This window comes from Paenibacillus cineris, assembly GCF_018333335.1.
GTDB lineage: Bacteria > Bacillota > Bacilli > Paenibacillales > Paenibacillaceae > Paenibacillus_AQ > Paenibacillus_AQ favisporus.
The window spans coordinates 2,188,651-2,208,501 of sequence record NZ_BORU01000001.1; the positions used below are offsets into that span (position 1 = coordinate 2,188,651).

Sequence of the window (19,851 nt, forward strand, 5' to 3'; positions counted from 1 at the left end):
TGCTGTTGATAAGACCGCCTACCCCAGGCGGTCTTTTTGCTGCTTGTGCCTAAATTCGTAAGGAGTCAAGCCGCATTCCTGCTTGAACAGCCTGGAAAAGTACGAATCGTTGGCGTAGCCAACCTTTCCGGCGATCATATGAACAGGCATTTGTGATGTGGCGAGCCAATGCTTTGCCATCTGAATTCGGGTCTCGATAATGTAATTGCCTAACGGCACACCCGTTTCCTTTTTAAACAAACGCGCCAAATAATCCGGATTGAGATAGACGGTTTCGGCAAGGCTGTTCCGCGTCAGATCTTCCCCGATATGCTTGCTGATATACAGCTTGATTTCCTCCACGACCGAGTTGGGCTTTTCCGCAAACGTCCGGTACGCCAGAGCAGTATCGACCAGATAGGCGATATACTGCTCCATATCTTCAATCGATTGGAGCGACTGCTGAAACAACTGATCGTTGGTACTCCCGGAATACAGCTTATGGGCCTGGATTTCCCGCTGCTTCAGAAAAGAGTAAATCATCTGCATCAAATCAAGCCGGAACTGCCGCAGTGCGGACACATTCAGCGTCTGCCGCCCTGTCAATTCATGCAGATACCGGCTTGTCTCCGCACTAAATGCGGATGCGTCACCATCGCTCAGCAGTCTTTCCAGCAGCTCCAGATCGGGCGGGATATAAGCCGCTTCGCCCACCGGCCGTTGATCGATACGGAAGACTTGATTACGGATGTTGATCGTTTCTTCATTGAAATGAATCAGCTGCCGGATCATAGGATGCACCGCCGCCAAGCTCTCAGTAAGTCCCAAATGACAGTATACGTCGCACTTCAGGAACCGGTTGGCTTTGGGGATGAGGGAGGCGCATGTGTTTTCAATCTGACCGGTAGAAGGTTCGGCGCTCCATTGTAAAATGACAATCCAGTGGTTCTCCGTGTATTCCAGCACCGTTTCGACCTTGTACAAGGGACTCCGCAGCAGTTCGTTCAACACGTTGAGGAGGGCATAATCAAACAGGTCCTTGTCGTTTTTGCCAAGACTCCCGTCATGAGGAAACACTTTGATGATCAGGGGCGTAAACCGGTCGGACAGCTGATAAGGCAAATGCTGCTCCTCCATAACACGCTGAATGGCCCGGGGTTCCGAGGGAAAGCTTTTGCCCGTGATCAGTTTGCGCCAGAACAGCTCCAGCAGGCGGTTCTGGTTTTTTTTCCACAGCAGCCCCTCGCGCGCAGCCTCCTCAATCGACCGTTCCTCGCTCGCTTTGTTTGCCGCCTTGCGGATAATCAGGGCTAATTTGTCAAACTCGATCGGTTTGAGGAAATAGTCAAAGCTCTGCAGTTCGATCGCTTTCTGGGCGTAGTTGAAGTCCGCGTAATTCGTCAGGAATATCGCCTGAACCCGGTAGCGCTCCTCCCGGATCCAGGCCAGCAGCTCCAGGCCGCTGCCTTGCGGCATTTCAATATCGCATATGAGAATGTCTACGGCGTGCTGCTGCAAAATTTCCTTCGCCTGGGAAACGTTATAAGCCGTGTAGATTTGCTCAATGGAGAGTGCCTGCCAGTCGATTTTGCTTTCGAGCGCCGTTACGACAAAATAATCGTCATCCACCAGTAAAACGTTCATGCGATTCCTCCTTAATCAATGGCTTCCGGCGGGGATACGGGGATGATGATGGTTACTTCCGCTCCGCCTCCCTCGCGGTTAGAAAAGGAGACGCTCGCTTGACCCTTGTAGAGCAGCTCAAGGCGCTGTATCGTGTTCATCATACCGATCCGGTTGCCATTCTCCGCGTTCAGCGGCTCACCATGCTTGAGCTGTTCTAAAACGTCCGGAGGAAAGCCCGGTCCCGAATCCGAGATCGTGATTTTGGCAAGATCATCCGGCATTTCGCTGCTGACCGATAACGTAATGTTCGCCTCGGTGACGCGTGATACGGCATATTTTACGGCATTTTCAATGAAGGTCTGCAGCACGAGCGGGGGAATGCGGATATCTCCGGTTTCTGCATCTTGGGAAATATGATAGGCGAAAGCGTTCCTGTACCGGTGACGCTGGATGTCGAGATAAATGCGGACATGTTCGATTTCATCCTGCAGCCGCACGAAATTGTGCCCGTTCTGAAAGATGTAGCGAAAGTATTGGGTTGTTGACATGGCCATTCGCTCGATTTCGCCATACATTTGCATTTGGGCCATGCTGTACATGCTCGTCAGACAGTTGAGAAAAAAGTGCGGGTTGATCTGCAGCTTCATGTAATCCAGCTGGATCCGCTGCTTTTCCAGCTCCTGCTCATACATATCGATCTTGAATCTGCGGATTTGTCCGATCAGATGCTTGAACTGCTGGCTGGCCTGCTCCAGTTCGATAATCTTGCTGTTTTTAAAATCCAATGCGGCGCTCTCCTCGTTCCACCGGGCGAGCGTATCCGAGAAGCTTTGGATCGGCCGCAGCACCCGTTTGTTGAAATAGAGCATGACGATGCAGAGGACGATTGCGATCATCAGCGCCAGCAGAATGATGACCAGCTGGGCGATCATAATCTTTTCGAACGTACCGTATCTGGCGATCATTTGAACGCTGAATGAGGCGTCGGAGAACCGGCTGGTCACGGCGGCCCGGGAGTGGGCGAGGCCGAAGGGAGAAGGCTTGGCGGTATCCAGCGCCTGGGTCTCGTCCACGCGGATCGGTGTGGAAATATTGATCCCCTGTTCATCAACAAGAGAGACGCTGCCGTTCTTCCCCATGTCGATGCTCTGCAGCGGACGGATCAGTTCGTCTGCAGAGATCAGGCAGATCAAATAGCGGTCATGATAAGGGACGATATTGACAATATAGTATTTATTCCGGACAAGGACCGGCGTCCAGCGGGAATAAAACTTGTCGTATACATCTTTGTCCTCGGAATAGGAAATGATCTGCCGCTTCAGTTCCAAATAATCGGGATACCCGATGCTTAGGGGAGCGCAGTTCAGGAAAAAATCTTTGTTTTTCAGATAGATGAAAAATTGATATGCCTGGCCGTAATTTCTCTGCAGCTCGGTAAATCGCTGATGAAGCTGGGTGTTGGACTTTAGAAATTCGGCCGAATCTGAGGCGTTCTCATCCATCGTCTCGATGATTTGGTCATTGGCCAGCGACCAGCCCATGTAGTGATTGATGTAGGCGAAATCATGGTTGATCCGGTTGATGTACAGATCTGCTGTGTCCCGCAGACTCCGCCCGGACTGCTGCTTGACGATGGAGATCGAAGCATAGCTGATCAAAAAATCGAGGACCAGCGCCGTAAATAAAATGACAATCAGCATGTTGACATAATGTTTGACCGGATAAGGTTTGCCGGTACGGTGGATGATTAGCCGCATGAAAATTCTGTTCTGACGCCTCCTCTTATGAATGCGCTTTATTTTTCATTATATATAACCCCGGCCTGTAACAAAATGCGAAATACTGCGCATCCGCTCCAAAAGTCCGGAAAGTGACATCCTTACGTCCGGATCGGACGGTTGGCGTGGCTGCGCGGACAGACTTTTCCGTACCCGGGAGTCCGGATAACGGCGGCAAGAGGTCCGATTAAGCTCCTCAAGTCCATTTATAATGAGTCTTGTTCCGAAAGAAAGGAGAGAGGGGGGACCTGCGTTGAAATCAGAGTCATCCGGCTTCCGGCGAACCTGGGGAAGAATCGAAAGGAATTGGGGGCTGTACGTGCTGCTGCTGCCGGCGGCGATCCTGCTGCTGCTGTTCTCCTACAAGCCGATGTACGGCGTCCTCATTGCGTTCAAGGATTACAGTCCGGCGCTGGGCATTATGGGAAGTCCCTGGGCAGGGATGAAGTATTTCGAGAAATTTTTTCATTCCTACCAATTTAACGTCACGATCAAAAATACGCTGATCATCAGCCTGTACAGCATCGTGACCTTCCCGATCCCGATCGTATTGGCTTTGATGGTCAATCAGATGCGGGCGAACCGGTTTAAACGGTTTTTTCAAACCGTGACGTACATGCCTCATTTTATCTCTACCGTCGTCATGGTCGGCCTGATGCTGATCCTGCTGTCTCCGGGGAGCGGCCTGATCGGCAGCATCTTCCGGCTGTTCGGTGCGGAGGCACCCAATATCATGGGATCGGCCGGAATGTTCAGCAGCGTGTATGTCTGGTCGGATGTGTGGCAGCATGCGGGATGGGACAGCATCATCTACATTGCGGCGCTGTCAGCCGTAGATCCGAGCCTCTATGAAGCGGCAACCGTAGACGGGGCCAGCCGCTGGCAGAAAATCCGTTACATCGATATTCCGATGCTGATCCCGACGGCCGTCACCCTGTTTATTTTGCGGATGGGCGGGCTGCTGGGCGTCGGCTTTGAGAAGGTGTATCTGATGCAGAACAACCTGAACATCTCATCCAGCGAAGTCATTTCCACGTACGTGTACAAAATCGGTCTGCTCAGCAGCCAGTACAGCTTCTCATCGGCCATCAACCTGTTTAATACGCTGATCAACTTTGTGTTGCTGATCCTGGTAAACCAGATTTCCAAAAAGCTCAGCAGCAACAGTCTGTGGTAAGGGAGGGAATAACACCGTGGAAGCCATGCAGGCGGCAAGCACTGCCACCGGAAGGGCCGGCGGCCGGTCATCCGACCGCGTTCTGGAAGTTTTGCTCTACATCGTCGCGGTGCTGCTGCTGATCGTCCTCATCTATCCGCTGTATTTTATCGTCATCGCCTCCTTCAGCGACCCCTCGGCCGTGGGCAACGGCCAGGTATGGCTGTTTCCGCGAGGCTTTACGCTCGACGGCTACAAAGAGCTGCTGAAGCATGAGAACATTTGGATCGGATACCGCAATACCATTCTCTACACGGTTGTCGGCACAGCGGTCGGTCTGATCGTGAACGTATCGGCCGCTTACGCATTGTCCCGTAAAGACCTGGTCGGCCGTAAGGCGATTTCCCTGTTTTTTATTTTCACGATGTTTTTTAGCGGCGGCTTGATTCCGACCTTCCTGACCATCCGGGACTTTCACATGTACAATACTTTCCTGGTAATGGTGCTGCCATTTTCGGTCGTCGTTTACGACATCATCGTAGCGCGGACCTTTTTCCAGACCAGCATTCCGGGGGACCTGTGGGAGGCGGCCCAGATCGACGGGTGCGGCAACTTGCGCTATTATGTCCTGGTCGTGCTGCCGCTGTCCAAGGCGGTCATCTCCGTGCTCGCTTTGTGGATCGCCGTCGGTTACTGGAACTCCTATTTTAATGCTTTGATTTATTTGAAAAATCCTAATTTGTATCCGTTGCAGTTAATTCTGAGAAACATCCTGATCACGAACCAAATGCAGTCGAGCCTCGGCAGCGGGGAAGCGGCCAATATCGCGCTGCGGCTGGCGAACATGATGCGGTATTCGGTCATTATCGTATCGACCCTCCCGATTATGTGCCTGTACCCGTTCGTGCAAAAGTACTTCAACCAAGGGGTGATGATCGGAGCGGTCAAGGAATAAACGGCAAGGCCATTTAATAAATATTAGGGGGATTTCTGGAATGGGCAAAAAAAGAGCCGGTAAACTGTTGGTTACCTTGGGGCTGGTGTCCACGCTGCTGGTCGGTATGACGGCGTGCAGCGGCGGCGACTCCGGCGGCAAAACGGCCGAGAGCAGCGACAGCTTCAATCAAACAGGCCTTCCCATCGTGAAGGAGCCGATTACGCTGAACGTGCTGACTGTCCGGTGGGGAAATATGGGCGACACATTCACGAAGAACACCTGGCTGCAAAATTTGGAAAAAGAAACGAATATCAAGATCAACTGGCAGGTCATGTCTTCCAACGATTGGGGCGAGCAGAAATCGATCATGCTGGCCAGCGGCACGCTGCCTGATATTGTCTTTGGGGACATCGCTTTCTCCGACTCGGATATCGTGAATAATCTCAGCCTCTTCCAGCCGCTGGACGATTATATCGACAAGTACATGCCGAATTTGAAAGCGGCCATGGAGGAATCGCCGGAGCTGAAGAAGCTCAGCACTTTCCCGGACGGCAAAATGTACTCCCTGCCCGCAAGGCTGCCATCCCGTCCGGTGACGCAGAATCAGCCGGTCATCAACAAAGCCTGGCTGGACCGCCTTGGGCTTCAGGTTCCCGGGACGATTGATGAGCTGCATCAAGTGCTGAAGGCTTTTAAAGAAAACGATCCGAACGGCAACGGTAAAAAGGACGAAATTCCGTACAGCGGATCCGGCGACATCAGCATGGACCTGCTCAATCCATTCGGCATTACGGACCTGAACGGTACCGGCATGATGATCAAAGACGGCAAACCGGTGTATTATCCGACATCCGAAGAATACAAGGAAGCGATCAAGTGGGCGCATCAGCTGTTCTCGGAAGGACTGATCGACCAGGAGCTGTTTACCCAGGACAACACTATGCTGACAGCCAAGCAGCAAAATCCGGACGTTTCGCTGGTCGGCTTCACCCATCAGTGGACGCCGGATGCGGTGTTCGGCAAATGGAAGGACGAATATGTCACCATTCCGACGATATCCGGACCGGACGGTAAGCGTTATCAAGTCGGCGATCCGAACGGGCTCAGCTACCGGCGTAACGAGCTGCTGATCACCACGACTTGCAAATATCCGGAAGCGGCAGCGCGCTTGGCAGACCAGTTCTATACGAACGAAGCCAGCATCCAAAACTTCTGGGGCGCCATCGACACCGTCATTAAGAAAAACGACGACGGCACCTATGCCCTGATGAATCCGCCGGCAGGGACCAGTGCGGATGCGTGGTATTGGGAGTCCTCCGTTCGTGATTTTGGCCCGAAATACGTGAGCCCGAGCTTTGAGAAAAATATTATCCTCGACCCGAGCAACGGGGACGGCCTCAAGCTGACCATCGACAAGCTGGGCAAGGATTACGTTACGACCCCGTTCCCGAATGTCATGTATACCGCTGAGGAATTTCAGGAGCTGCCAACGCTCACGACCGATATCGATACGTATGTGCGGACGACCCGCGCACAGTGGATTACAAAGGGCGGTATCGACGAGCAGTGGGACGCTTACATTAAAAAGCTGAATGAGATGGGTCTGGAACGGCTGGTGACGATCCGTACGGATGCCTATGAGCGTTATAACAGCGTAAAATAGCGCGCCGGACGCATCCCGACCGTCGGTATAGGCTTTTCGAAGGAGTGCTGAACATTATGAAAGTTACGGTCTGGAATGAGTTTCGTCATGAGCAGCGGCATGCCGCCGTCCGCGAGATTTATCCGGATGGCATCCATGGCACGATCGCCGGATTTCTGGAGAAGGCCGGATTGACGGTTGCAACGGCGACGCTGGATGAACCGGAGCACGGATTGACCGATGAGGTACTAGCGGAGACGGATGTGCTTGTCTGGTGGGGTCACCTTGCCCACCATGAAGTCCAGGATTCGGTCGTGGACAAAGTGTACCGCCGGGTCATGGACGGGATGGGTCTCATCGTGCTTCACTCCGGTCATGCCTCCAAAATATTCGGGCGGCTGCTCGGAACGCCGACCGGGCAGCTGAAATGGCGCGAAGCGGACGACAAGGAACGGATCTGGGTCATTAACCCGGCTCATCCCATTGCCGTCGGTCTCGGCGAGTATATCGAGCTGCCGAAAGAGGAGATGTACGGGGAGCACTTTAACATCCCGGCGCCCGATGAGCTGGTGTTCGTGTCCTGGTTTGAGGGCGGAGAAGTATTCCGCAGCGGAGCCGTATTCTATCGTGGCCGGGGCAAAATTTTCTACTTCCGTCCGGGTCATGAAACCTATCCGACTTATCATAACGAGGAAATTCAGCGGGTCATCACAAACGCCGTGCAGTGGGCTGTCCCCAGCGGGGCGGCGGCCCCGGTCTATGGCAACCGGGCGCCGCTGGAGCCTATCCAGGTTAAGGGATAAATTGCCCTGCATTACAACAGCACATATTGGCGGGAACCTTCCTCTTAGCCCGCTCCCCTCCCAGGATCGAATCATAGAATGTGATGTATTCCGATACGAAGGAGGGACTCGCACATGAGTGAAGTAGCTGGTGCTGGATACGGCGGCGGAATGTGGGGGAACAGCGTAGCTGCCATTCTCGTTTTGTTTATTCTCCTGGTCATTATCACCAAGGCATTTATCTATTAATCTCTCAAAGGGCTTAGCTATCAGCTAGGCCCTTTGCATTTGTACGGCGGCTGAAATGGAAGCCCGAAGAAAAGTGGGGTATACATAACAAGTGAGTCTGTGCGAACAACCCTGTGTTATTGCCCTGATGTTTACATAATCTTCATTACGTAAATTTGCAAACGGATTGCACCTGTTTTCTTTGGACCAAGTGAAGTTTTGGCACCGGGGCCAATCCTATTCAGCTTTTTCTTTCCCTGGTTGGTGTCGTCCCCATGTACTTTTTATAGAGCTTCGTAAAATAATTCGGATTGTCAAGCCCTACACGCGAAGCGATTTCCGTCACGGACTCGTTGGTTTCGGTCAGGAGCCGCCGGGCTTCCTTAACTCTGCAAATGTTAACGTATTCAACAAAAGTGCGGCCCGTCAGCCGCTTGAACAGCTTGCAGAAATAGTACGGATTCAGGCTGACCTGCCTGGCTGCCTGCTCAATGGTCATTTTATCCGAAAAGTTCGATTCGATATGCCGGATCAGCTGTTTAAACCTCTCCCGGTTGGGAAAATAAGCGTTATGTGCCTCTGCTTCGAGCATGCTCGGATTATTCTCCCTGGCCAACAGCGTCAAGAAGAGATGCAGTCTGGATTTCACGGTCAGCTGGTAAGCCGGAGGCTTGGAGCTGAGTTCCCGGATGATCTCCTCCAAGTGGGCCAAATGAGCGGGATGCCCTTCTTCAAAACAGCTTATTTTTACAGGGAACCGAAGCCGGCCTTCCAGATAGGGGGCGACGTATTGAATATGTATAGGATCATGCAGCCAGTCATTAAACAGGGAAGCATTGACGACAATGCAGTCATAATGGACGTCGCCTTCGGCGAGGGAGTAGCCTACGTGAAGGCTCCCGCCGGGAATGATGAGGACATCCCCTTCAGCTGCAGCATACGGGCGGCTGTCGATATGGAACACGGCGCTGCCGCGCTTCATGACAAGCAGCTCAAAATGCTCGTGCCAGTGCAGGTACAGAATACAGTGGCCGGCGCGGGCGGCAAGGCAGCGGTTTTGAAAAAGCTGGAACGGATAAGCGGTATTCTCCAGCGCGGTATCTTCCCATAGGTCCCTGGGATAGGTCATTTCCACACCCCCTCAAAATCAGACTAGTATTCAACAAGATCGGTTAGAGAAAACGGCGGTTCTCCCCGCTATAATGGTGATGTTACGAATACTATATGTCAATATAGGAGTGATCACAATATTGGATACCAATATCATGCGTATCGGAACGCTGGTCGGCGGTGCTGACGCGGTCCGAGTGATCCCGCAGATCGTCAAGCACGGCTTTGAATCGTTTAATCTGACTTTTTGGCAAACCTCGGGGGGCACCGATCTGAAGGAGCTTGCTGCGCGAGTGAGAGAGCTGGCGGATGAACATGATTTTGTCATTTCGGCCATCAGTGTGTTCGGCAATCCTTTAACTGGAGAAGGCAACAATGAGGATACGCTGGCGACGTGGGAGCGGCTGATCGATCATGCCCACTTGTTCGGCACTGAAATTGTATCCGGTTTCACGGGCCGTTTAACGGGACGTCCCATTGACGAATCCATCCCGAAATTTGCAGAGGTATTTGGAGAGCTGGCGCGGCGGGCGGCAGGTCAAGGCGTCAAACTGGCGTTTGAGAACTGCGACATGGACGGCACCTGGAAGACCGGGGACTGGAATATCGCCCATGGTCCGGCTGCGTGGGAAATGATGTTCAATGCTGTGCCGGCGGACAATCTCGGACTGGAATGGGAGCCGTGCCACCAAATGGTCAGCCTGATCGATCCGATCCCGCAGCTTCGCAAATGGGCTCCGAAAGTGTTCCATGTCCATGGAAAAGACGCCACGATCGCATGGGATGTCGTCAGAGAGCACGGCGTTCACGGCAATCAGCCGTTCGTCTGGCACCGGACGCCGGGATTCGGCGACAGCAACTGGGCGGACATCATCACCATTTTGCGGCAGAACGGATATCAGGGAACGATCGACATCGAAGGCTGGCATGACCCGGTTTACAGGGGTGAACTGGAGATGACGGGCCAGGTTCACGCATTGAATTATTTAAAACGGTGCCGGGGCGGGGATTTCATCCCGAATCCGGAGTAGGAGGACAAGCGGATGACTGCGAAGTACAAAGTCGTCGTCGCAGGCTGCGGCGGCATGGCGAATACCTGGGTCGATTACACGGCCGGGCGGGAAGACACCGAGATCGTCGGATTGGTGGATATTAAAAAGGAAGCGGCGCTGGCGATGGCTGAGCGCAAGTCGCTGAGCTGCCCGGTATTTACAGATGTCAAGGAAGCGATTCAGGCCACGGGAGCGAATCTCGTTTTTGACGTGACTATTCCCTCGAGCCATCATGGTGTGAGCGCGACGGCCCTGGAGCTGGGCTGCGACGTATTTGCAGAGAAGCCGCTGGCTGAAACGATGGAGGACTGTCTGGACATTGTCCGGAGATCGGCGCGGACCGGGCGCACGCATGCCGTGATGCAGAATCGTCGTTACGACCCGCGCATCCGGGCCTTCCGCAAGCTGATTGCCGAGGGAACGATCGGACGGACGGGATTTATCGGGGCAGACTTCTTTATCGGCGCCCATTTCGGCGGCTTCCGCGAAGCGATGGCCAGCCCGCTGCTCCTGGACATGGCAATCCATACGTTTGATCAGGCCCGCCTTATTACGGGGGCCAATCCGGTGTCGGTATACTGTCATGAGTTTAATCCTCCCGGATCCTGGTATGAGGGGAATGCCATGGCCATCTGTATCTTTGAGATGTCCGACGGCACGGTGTTCAACTACCGCGGCTCCTGGTGCGCCGAGGGAATGCCGACATCCTGGGAAGCATCCTGGCGCGTCACCGGAGAAAAGGGGACGGCCGTTTGGGACGGACACGGCGAACCTTATGCCGAAGTCGTAGCCGAAGGGGATCAGGACGGTAAGTTTATCCGCGAGTATACGCGCGTACCCGGCGTGCTTGACACCATGCGCAACACCTTTCATCACGGCTGCCTGGACGAAATGTTCGCGGCGCTTGAAGCGGGGCGCAAGCCGGAAACGGACTGCAGCGACAACATCTACAGCATGGCCATGGTGCTGGCTGCGCTGGAAAGCGCCAAGACGGGCAGCAAGGTGCTGATCCACGAAGTGATGGAGGCGGGACCTGCGGTGCAGGCATAACCCGTTGAATCCAACTTATCAAGGCGGATGAATGTTTATCATCCATTTCGTTTGCTGTTGCGTGACATGACAAGGACTGCCGGCTTTTGCCGCAGTCCTTTTTTCGCTGCGCTAAGTGTAGGGGGGAGCCCCGCCTTTACTGCTTTAATGAGGTTAACGATCCATTTACATTCCAATGACATGGCGTAAATAAATACTCACTACACTGAAGTATGCATACAACAGGATGCAGACAACATTTCATGAGTGAAGGAGAGACTTACCCATTGAAGAGGACTAGTAAGCTGCAGCGCAGCGTGTCCGCCGTGATGCTTGGCAGTATGCTGATCAGCGCAGCGGCACCCGTCAGCTACGCAGACGGCCTGGGCGATCAAACGGCGCCTGTCGTTACGGCAGAGCCGGTGAACGATCCCACCGCCCCCGCAGCAGACAACAGCACGAACACGGAGACCCCGCAGGAGGGTCAGCAGGCGCAAAATGCGCTGCAGATCGCTCATCAGGCACCTGCTGAAGTTTCGGCCGATCAGGATTTCACGGTGAGCGCAGTCATCACAGGAACAGCCGCGGCTGGTTGGTCAGGTGTCGTGAAGTATGCCGTGGACGGGAACACCGAAGCATCGGTACCGTTGGTACAGGTCGAGGGCAAGCAGGATACATACAACGCAATCATTCCAGCAGAAGCGCTAAAGGGCACAATTCTGAATTATTCGATAACGCTGCTGGACGAGCAGTCCAAGGTGCTGCAGACAATCGCTTATAGCGCGCCTATTAAGGGCAGTGAACCAGAATCAGGCACCGGGCAGGATACGGTAGCGAACGTTTCTACAGCCGAGCTGCCGCTGCTGATTACCGAGATGGTTCCGGATACAGCCAACGTGGCTGGTGTTTCAGCAGATGCTTACGAATATGTCGAAGTTTATAACAACACGGATCAGAACATCAATTTCAAGGACTATTCTTTCTTTTATAATAATAAGGACAACTGGACGCCTGTCAGCGACGGAGATATGATCATTCCTGCTCACAGCCCGGCAGTTTTCTGGATTATGAACGACAGCAACAAAACCGAGACCCAGGAAGCATTTAACAAAAATTACGGGGCGAGCATGGTGGAGGGACAGAATCTGTTCCGCATCAACGGTGGCGGTGGTATGGCCAACACGGCAGCCAGAACGCTGTCTATTAAGGACAGCGCAGGCAGCATCATTGTGACGGCTTCTTATGAAGCCCAGCATGTCAAGACGAATCAGGGCATCCTATTTCAGCATCCGGCGGAAGGCAGCGTGCAAATGGCGGTGATGCCTGCTTCCGGACAAGCCCTGGCGACACCGGGAACGGTTGACTCCGCGCAGCTCGTTCCGGTCGAGGTGCCGAAAGGAAGCGAGACGGTCATCACCCATACGCCGCCAACGTCCGTCGAAGTGCAGGACCTCGAGATTCAGGCGCATGTCGAGAATCCGGGCAAGAACAGTGACGGCACTCCGGCGCCTGTTCAACTCCTTTACAAAATGCCTGGCCAAACGAGATATACGGTGATCCCGATGGCGGACGCTCAAGGCACGGGCGACTATAAGGCGACCATTCCGGCCGCGGCGCTGGTTGAGCCCCAAATCGATTACCGCATCGCAGCCAGCCAAACGGAGAAATCATACTCCGCCAAGGTGAACCTGCCCGAATTTGACCCGGCTAAGGCACCTCCGCTGCTGGTCACGGAGCTTGTCCCGAATACTACGAACGTGTCTGGGACGTCGACAGACGCATATGAAGCGATTGAAGTGTACAACAATACGGACCAGCCGGTATCTTTTAAAAACTATAAGCTGTATTACCGCTACCCGGATAAAGGGGCGGCCGGTGATGTCGTATGGCCGTCGACGAAGGAGGACTTTTTCATCCCAGCCAAGGGAACGGTCGTTTTCTGGATCAAAAACAGCGCCAACCAGTCATACACGGCGGAACAATTCAACGATTTCTACAAAACGAATCTGGTAGAGAACCAAAACCTGTTTATGATTCAGAGCGACGGGATGTCCAATTCCGGGCGCCGCGCGATTGTCATTAAAACGAATACCGGCAAGGAAATTTCGGCGTCTTATTATGACGCGGATACCTTGTACGAGAACGGCACCAAAGGCGACGAAACCAAGGAAAATATGGGGCTGCATTATGCTTACCCACAGAACGGCAGCACGACGATGATCAAGGCAAGCACCGGGACACAAGCGGCATCCCCAGGATCGGTAGCGGCCTCTCAAGTTCCAAGCGAGCCGGTCCATCAGGAAGAGGACAACAATCCTCCGACGATCGAAGATGTAACGAAGGTTAAGGAAATCGAACAGTCGAAGAGCCTCGAGCTGATCGCCGATGCGCAGGACGACAAGGAAGTCCGGTCCGTTCAGGTGTACGTGCGCTCCGACAAGCAGAGCGATTATACATTGCATAATCTGTCCGAGGACTTCAACGATACGATGTACCACTACAAGCTGTCCTCTGCAGAATTGATCGGCCGAAAATACATCGAATATTATTTTGCTGCGTCGGACGGCGTAAACGAAACGAAAACCGATCCGGTCAAAGTAGACATTACGGGTGGACCGGATTCTTCTCCGCTGCGGCTGAACGTGAAGGACCAACAGATCATTAAGGGGACAAGCACCATTAAAGGCACGGCCGAATCCCTAGGATCGGACAGACTGCAGCTGAGCATTGACGGCAAACCGGTTGCGGTTGGAAACACGTTCACCCAGCTTGAGCATGACGCTTACTTTGTTTTCGATGCGGTCAATGTCGACTACTACTTCAAAAATGCAGTGACGATGGGACCGGCAGAGCTCGGAGACAAATCGATCCTGTATACGTTCCTGGACCCGATCACTACGTATACGACGCTTTCGTTCCCGATCAGCGCCGATCGCCTCAAGGCGGACGAGGACAATATCATTTATGTTCGCGCCGGTTCCAAAACGGGCCCGTTTGACGACCGTCCGGAAGAGAACAAGGACGATTTTGAGATCAAGAACGTAAGGCTCGTGCTGGCGGACGGAACCGAAATCTGGGATCCGGCCTATGGCGTTAAGGATCAAGTGATCAAAATGGGGGATTCCGCCGGGAAAAACGAGTCTGTTGGGTTCAAGTTTAACCTGACTGCCGACCAGCTGAAGTCCAAGGCTTACGCCTGGAACACGCTCGAAGCGGCAGACGGCCCGCACGAAATCAAAGTGACGGACGGAACGGATGAATATAAGGCTACCGTCATCGTGGATAATACGCCTCCGGAGATCAAGCCATCGATCGAAAACGGCAAGGAATACCGCGGTGAGTTTACGCTGGATGCCGAAATCGAGGACGCTTATGCGGGTGTGGACAAGGTTGACGTGAAGCTGGACGATCAGAGCATCAAGCTTCCGTATCAAACTTCGTCCGGATCGCTGAAAGGCGGGGAACATTCGCTGACCATTCATGCGGTGGATAAGGCGGGCAATGAAAGTACGAAGAACGTGAAATTCACGGTTCCTGACGAGAACCCGCTGGCTCCGGAGCTGGTCAGCCCGCAGCAAGGGCAGACGAACGTGGGAAGCAGCGCCAATCTGACCGTCAAGGTGCAGGACCCGAGCCAGGACCCGATGAATGTGCTCTTTTACAAGGGGTATAAATACGACGGAAGCCGGACGGAGGACTTTACAGGGTACTTGAACGCTTCGGTGACCGAGCCTCCGAAGGAAATGGCTCCTACAGGCGAAACGCAAATGAATCCGGGAGATTACGCCAAAATCACTGCGGAAGACGGCAAATATTTGGTGAACGAGTCGGTAGACAAGTTCCCTTACCAGCGATTCGAAGTGAAGCTTGACCCATCCGTGAAATCGTCGGACCGCGTGGATATCCACTGGAAAGGAAAGTCGCTCGAAGGCCGCAAGGTCAGCTTGTATGCCTGGAGTCCTTCGCAGAGCAAATGGATCCAGCTTGATCATGTGATCGCCGGAACCGAAGACTTTGAGCTGAACGCAACCGTGAAGGCGGGAGATTATGCGTCCGGCCGAGCGATCGACGTCATGGTGCAGGACGAAATCGCCGCGGCGGCGGAGGGTGCGGCCGCAGGCACCAAGCCTTCGCCGGAGCAGGAAGATCCTTACGACTTCTCGTTCGTCTGGATGTCCGACACTCAGTACTATTCGCAGAGCTATCCAAAAATTTATCAGGATATCGTCAACTGGATCGCTGCCCAGAAGGAAAAAATGAATATTCAATACGTCATTCACACGGGCGACGTCGTCGACAAATCCTATGAGGAGTATCAGTGGGTCGAAGCCGACAAGGACATGAAGGTGCTGGAGAATGCCGGCATTCCTTACGGCGTACTGGCCGGTAACCACGACGTGGGCCATCAGGATAACGATTATACGAAGTTCAAAGAGTATTTCGGAGAGGACCGGTTTAAGAACAACTCGACGTTTGCCGGCTCCTATGACAACAACCGCGGTCATTACGACCTGGTATCTTCGAACGGAAACGACTTTATCATCGTCTACATGGGTTGGGGTCTCGGGGACGACGAAATCGAATGGATGAACGAAGTGGTGTCCAAGTATCCGGAACGCAAAGCGATCCTGTGCCTGCATGAGTACATGCTCGTATCGAATAACCGCGCACCAATTGCGGACCAAATTTTCGAAAAGGTCGTGAAGCCGAACAAGAACGTCATCGCAGCGCTGTCCGGGCATTATCACGACGCGGAGCTGAAGGTGGATGAGCTTGATGACAACGGCGACGGCCTGCCGGACCGCAACGTCTATCAGATGCTCGCCGATTACCAGGGAGCGCCTGAGGGCGGGCTGGGTTACATCCGTCTTATGCAGTTCGATATGAAGAACAACAAGCTTCACATCAAAACGTATTCGCCATATTTGAACGATTATAACTACTATGATCCGCAGGAAAATCCGGGCAAAGACGAGTTTGACCTGGACCTGGATCTCCAGCCGAAAACCAAGCAGGTTGCGACGGATTACATCAGCGTCAAAGTGTACACCGATAACGAAATCGGAAGCAGCCGTGAAGTGGCCAGCGGGTCCGAGGCATCTGTCTCATGGAACGGGTTGCCTGCGGACAGCTACCAGCAGTGGTACGTAAAAGCGGAAGACGCGCACAGCGGCAGCACGCTCTCCGATATTTGGGGCTTCTATACCGGGAAGAACAATTCCGGCAACCCTGGCGGCGGTAACGGAGGAAACAACGGGGGCGGCAGCGGAGGCAACAGTGGCGGAAATGTCGGTGGAACAACGCCGTCACAACCGGGTAACGGAAACGCCACTTCCCTTGAAACACCTTCTAATCCGGGAACAGGCGGCAATAAGGGAACTGTGGTGCTGAAGCCGGGCACGAACGGAAGCTATCAGGTCGATGCGAAGGCATTAGACCAGGCCATGACCGAAAGCACGAACGGCAAAATCGTCGTCACGCTCGACGGAGCGAGCGGTCAAGGACAACTGGCGGCTTCCTTGTCCCTGCCTGCAGCCAGCGTGTCCAAAGCCAAACAAAACGGTCTGTCGCTGATCGTTGCCGGACCTGACATGACGGTTACGTTGCCTGCGGCATCTTGGCCGGGCTCGCTGACCGATGCACAGCAGCTGGTACTGCGTATGGATGCGACGATGAACAGTACAGCCAGCCAGGCTGTACGAGATGCCATTGGATCCCGATCCGACTATAGTCTTGCCGGGCCGGTGTACACACTTAAGCTGGTCAAGGTCAATGGTCAGGCGGAAGCCGAGATCCAGAATCTGAGCGGCCCCGTGACGGTTGAGGGTAAGCTAACCCCTGAGCAGCTGCAAAAACTGGATACCGATTACGCTGGGGTTTATGAGCTGGGCAGCGGCCAGCCTAAATATCTTGGCGGGCATTTCAGCGGTGGAACGGTCAGCTTTACGGCAGATCACCTTGCTCCGTTCGCTGTGCTTGAGTATCATAAGCAATTTGCGGATGTGAACGGCTCCTGGGCGGACGAATACATCGGCAAGCTGGCCGCCAAACATCTGGTCACAGGAATCGACGAGAACCGATTCGGGCCTAAGCTGAACGTCAGTCGTGCGGATTTCCTCACACTGGCGATGCGAATGATGGGCACCACTTCGCAAGCTTCGGGAAGTTCGGCCTTTACGGATGTCCCAGCGGACAGCTATTACGCCGGCGCGGTGGCTGAGGCTGCAAAACTCGGACTCATCCAAGGAAGCGGCGGCAAATTCAGACCTCAGGATCCGATCAGCCGCGAGGAAGCTGCGTCCATTGTGGTGAAGCTGGCCAAAGCGGTGAACTGGAGCGGCGAATCGGCTGCATCCAACAGCTTTGCCGATATGCAAAACGTATCCGGATGGGCGAAGCAGGCTGTTACAGAATCCGGTCAATTCGGTCTGATGAACGGTAAAGGCGGCGGCAAGTTCGATCCGCAGGGTCAAGTCACCCGCGCAGAAACAGCGAAAATGATGTACACGTTAATCGCGCAAAAATAGCATGTATAAAATGAGGGGGAAAGCGGCGGTTAAGCCTTCCTGCCTGCCGCAAGCCGGCGCCAGAAATTTTGGCGCCGGCTTGTGTGCGTTTCGATTCCGCCCTTGAAACCGGCGAACGTGCGTTCTATAATCAACACATACAATGAAATTGAAATTCCATAAAGTTTCGGGGCTGCCATGATATAATATTTTTAATTCATGATGTTAGTCTTGCGAATCTAGATAGACTGGTTCGGATCTAGTTTGGAAATCACCGGTTAGGGATGGATATACGTGAACAATAACGAAAGAGGACCCATTGAATTTACGGAGATCGATCTGGGCGGAGATGCCGGTGAAGGCATGCGCATTCCCGCCAGGGACCCCGCGGCCGTCACTCCGTCGAAATCCATAACGTTTAGTATGGAGAGCCGGGAGCAGGCCTTTGCTGAGGAAGCGCTTGGAAGAGCGGATGAAGCTGGCGAGCCGGCCCCATTTGTTCCTTTTATGAGCTATTGGGCGACTTATCAGCAGATGACCGAGGCTCAGCGGAAATGGTATTTTTACTGGAGGAGCGAAGTGCGGCAGGGTCGTTATCATCGTACGGATCTGTCCTATATCTTCATATACGTTTATGAGCTGATTCATCAAGTCGGCTGGACCGATCCCAGAGAAGGATACAGGCTGCTGGATGAGATTTGGACGGCTTACCGGGACACGTTCCCCAGGCTGGATCATTATTTAAAGGAATGGACCGCCGACTTTGTGCTTATTCACAAGCTTGATATTCCGTTGATTCACATTACGCAAAGGGCGGGCAGCTTGCTGTCCCATGAGCTGATGGATTTGGAGCTCGTGCGATTATTCCAAGACCAACCGCTGCAGATTCCGATGGAATTACTGCTTATTTTAAGCGATTACGATGTCCAGGACAGCAGGTTTTATGTGGAAGCGGGCCAAGAGGATTTAGATTATCATATTCCGCGGATCGTATCGCTGGCTGCCGGTTATTTGCGCGAAAAGGAAAACGATCAATGGAAGGAATTGTTTGCACCGGATATTCAGCCAAAAACAACTGAAAGGTATTTGTTCCACAGAGCGGTGTATGATGCCCGTTTGTATGGGCGTTTACTTCCGGTGACCACCATTCCGATCCGCAACCATGCACCGCTGCGGAGCTGGGTGACGCAAATTATCCGGTACACGGAAAACAAGCTGCGGGAACACCGGGGATTTAAGGGACGTCTACGAGGTGTAGAAATCGCACCATCGATCGAGCGTCTAGTAGAGCTTTATCTGAAGCGTGAGCTGACCGGCCGTCAGGAGGAAAGACCGGCGATTGTGATCGATTCGGACAAGCTCGCTTCACTGCAAAAGGACACCGAATATGTCCGGAGCATGCTCACCGTTGAAGAAGCGGGCACGACAGAGGAAAAAGACGAGGAAACGGTTGCCCCTGCAAATAAGTCGAGCGCCGTCTATTCGAATCCGTCTGGTGAAGGATCGACCATCCATCCTGTCGTTGGGCTTCATTCGGAAGAGGCGAAGGAACCTGCAAGCTTTCCGGAGATGGATACCCGTCATGAGCTAGGATCTGGCCAAGTATCGGATACAGATGTAAGCTCCGATCAGGAACATGCCTCCGTAACGGAAACGGATCACAGTCCGGATCCGGAACTCCTGGCAGACGATAATCATGCAATAAGTACAGATTCGAGGCCCTCAGAATCCGTCGAAGCGACAAGTGCCGACCGGGCAGCTTGGGACACCTCCGGGCTGGATGAGGAATGGGCCCGCTTTGCGGAGATGCTGGCACCATACCAGCTGGAGGCGCTGCGTATTTTGACAGGATCAACTCCGAATGCAGACTTAAACCAAGTGGCTGACCGTCACGGGACGATGCCCGGTTTGATCATCGATGAGATTAATGACTTGGCCATGGAGACGATCGGCGACCTGGTCATTGACGGGGACCGAATCGCCCAGGAATATATGGATTGCTTTGAGAACTTGAAAGGATGAAACG

Annotated in this window: 12 protein-coding genes; 9 read left to right on the plus strand and 3 right to left on the minus strand. The window is 53.5% G+C overall.

What is annotated here, in order from left to right; genetic code table 11:
- Positions 1–18: 18 nt before the first annotated feature.
- Positions 19–1,623 (minus strand): response regulator, encoded by a 1,605-nt coding sequence (locus KI379_RS10440; protein WP_212983501.1) that lies wholly within the window; start codon positions 1,621–1,623, stop codon positions 19–21.
- Between the two features lie 11 nt (positions 1,624–1,634).
- Complete coding sequence (locus tag KI379_RS10445; protein ID WP_212983502.1) at positions 1,635–3,362, minus strand: sensor histidine kinase; 1,728 nt, start codon at positions 3,360–3,362, stop codon at positions 1,635–1,637.
- Positions 3,363–3,594: 232 nt separating this feature from the next.
- Between KI379_RS10445 and KI379_RS10450 the strand changes: the two genes are divergently transcribed.
- From KI379_RS10450 to yjcZ, 5 genes are all read left to right on the plus strand, one after another.
- Positions 3,595–4,560, plus strand: coding sequence for an ABC transporter permease (locus KI379_RS10450; RefSeq protein ID WP_145020630.1), 966 nt, complete (start codon positions 3,595–3,597; stop codon positions 4,558–4,560).
- Between the two features lie 25 nt (positions 4,561–4,585).
- Complete coding sequence (locus KI379_RS10455) at positions 4,586–5,494, plus strand: carbohydrate ABC transporter permease (RefSeq protein WP_076169386.1); 909 nt, start codon at positions 4,586–4,588, stop codon at positions 5,492–5,494.
- Positions 5,495–5,534: 40 nt separating this feature from the next.
- Positions 5,535–7,139, plus strand: coding sequence for an extracellular solute-binding protein (locus KI379_RS10460; protein WP_212983503.1), 1,605 nt, complete (start codon positions 5,535–5,537; stop codon positions 7,137–7,139).
- Between the two features lie 53 nt (positions 7,140–7,192).
- Positions 7,193–7,921, plus strand: a complete 729-nt coding sequence (locus KI379_RS10465; RefSeq protein ID WP_212984683.1) for a ThuA domain-containing protein — start codon at positions 7,193–7,195, stop codon at positions 7,919–7,921.
- A 114-nt stretch (positions 7,922–8,035) separates the two neighbouring features.
- On the plus strand, positions 8,036–8,149 hold the full coding sequence (yjcZ, locus tag KI379_RS10470) for a sporulation protein YjcZ (RefSeq protein WP_084203718.1): 114 nt from the start codon (positions 8,036–8,038) through the stop codon (positions 8,147–8,149).
- Positions 8,150–8,369: 220 nt separating this feature from the next.
- Here yjcZ and KI379_RS10475 read toward each other — a convergent pair whose 3' ends face one another.
- Entirely contained in the window at positions 8,370–9,257 is an 888-nt protein-coding gene (locus KI379_RS10475; RefSeq protein WP_212983504.1) for a helix-turn-helix transcriptional regulator, read from the minus strand.
- Between the two features lie 136 nt (positions 9,258–9,393).
- On the opposite strand from KI379_RS10475, the gene KI379_RS10480 reads away from it, so the two are divergent.
- From KI379_RS10480 to KI379_RS10495, 4 genes are all read left to right on the plus strand, one after another.
- Positions 9,394–10,269, plus strand: a complete 876-nt coding sequence (locus tag KI379_RS10480) for a sugar phosphate isomerase/epimerase family protein (RefSeq protein WP_212984684.1) — start codon at positions 9,394–9,396, stop codon at positions 10,267–10,269.
- 12 nt (positions 10,270–10,281) lie between these two features.
- Positions 10,282–11,340: a Gfo/Idh/MocA family protein gene (locus KI379_RS10485; RefSeq protein WP_212983505.1), complete on the plus strand. Its 1,059-nt coding sequence runs from the start codon at positions 10,282–10,284 to the stop codon at positions 11,338–11,340.
- Between the two features lie 266 nt (positions 11,341–11,606).
- A complete protein-coding gene (locus tag KI379_RS10490) occupies positions 11,607–17,846 on the plus strand; it encodes an S-layer homology domain-containing protein (protein WP_212983506.1) in 6,240 nt (2,079 codons plus the stop codon).
- Between the two features lie 273 nt (positions 17,847–18,119).
- Positions 18,120–19,847, plus strand: a complete 1,728-nt coding sequence (locus KI379_RS10495) for a TerB N-terminal domain-containing protein (RefSeq protein WP_212983507.1) — start codon at positions 18,120–18,122, stop codon at positions 19,845–19,847.
- Positions 19,848–19,851: the final 4 nt, after the last annotated feature.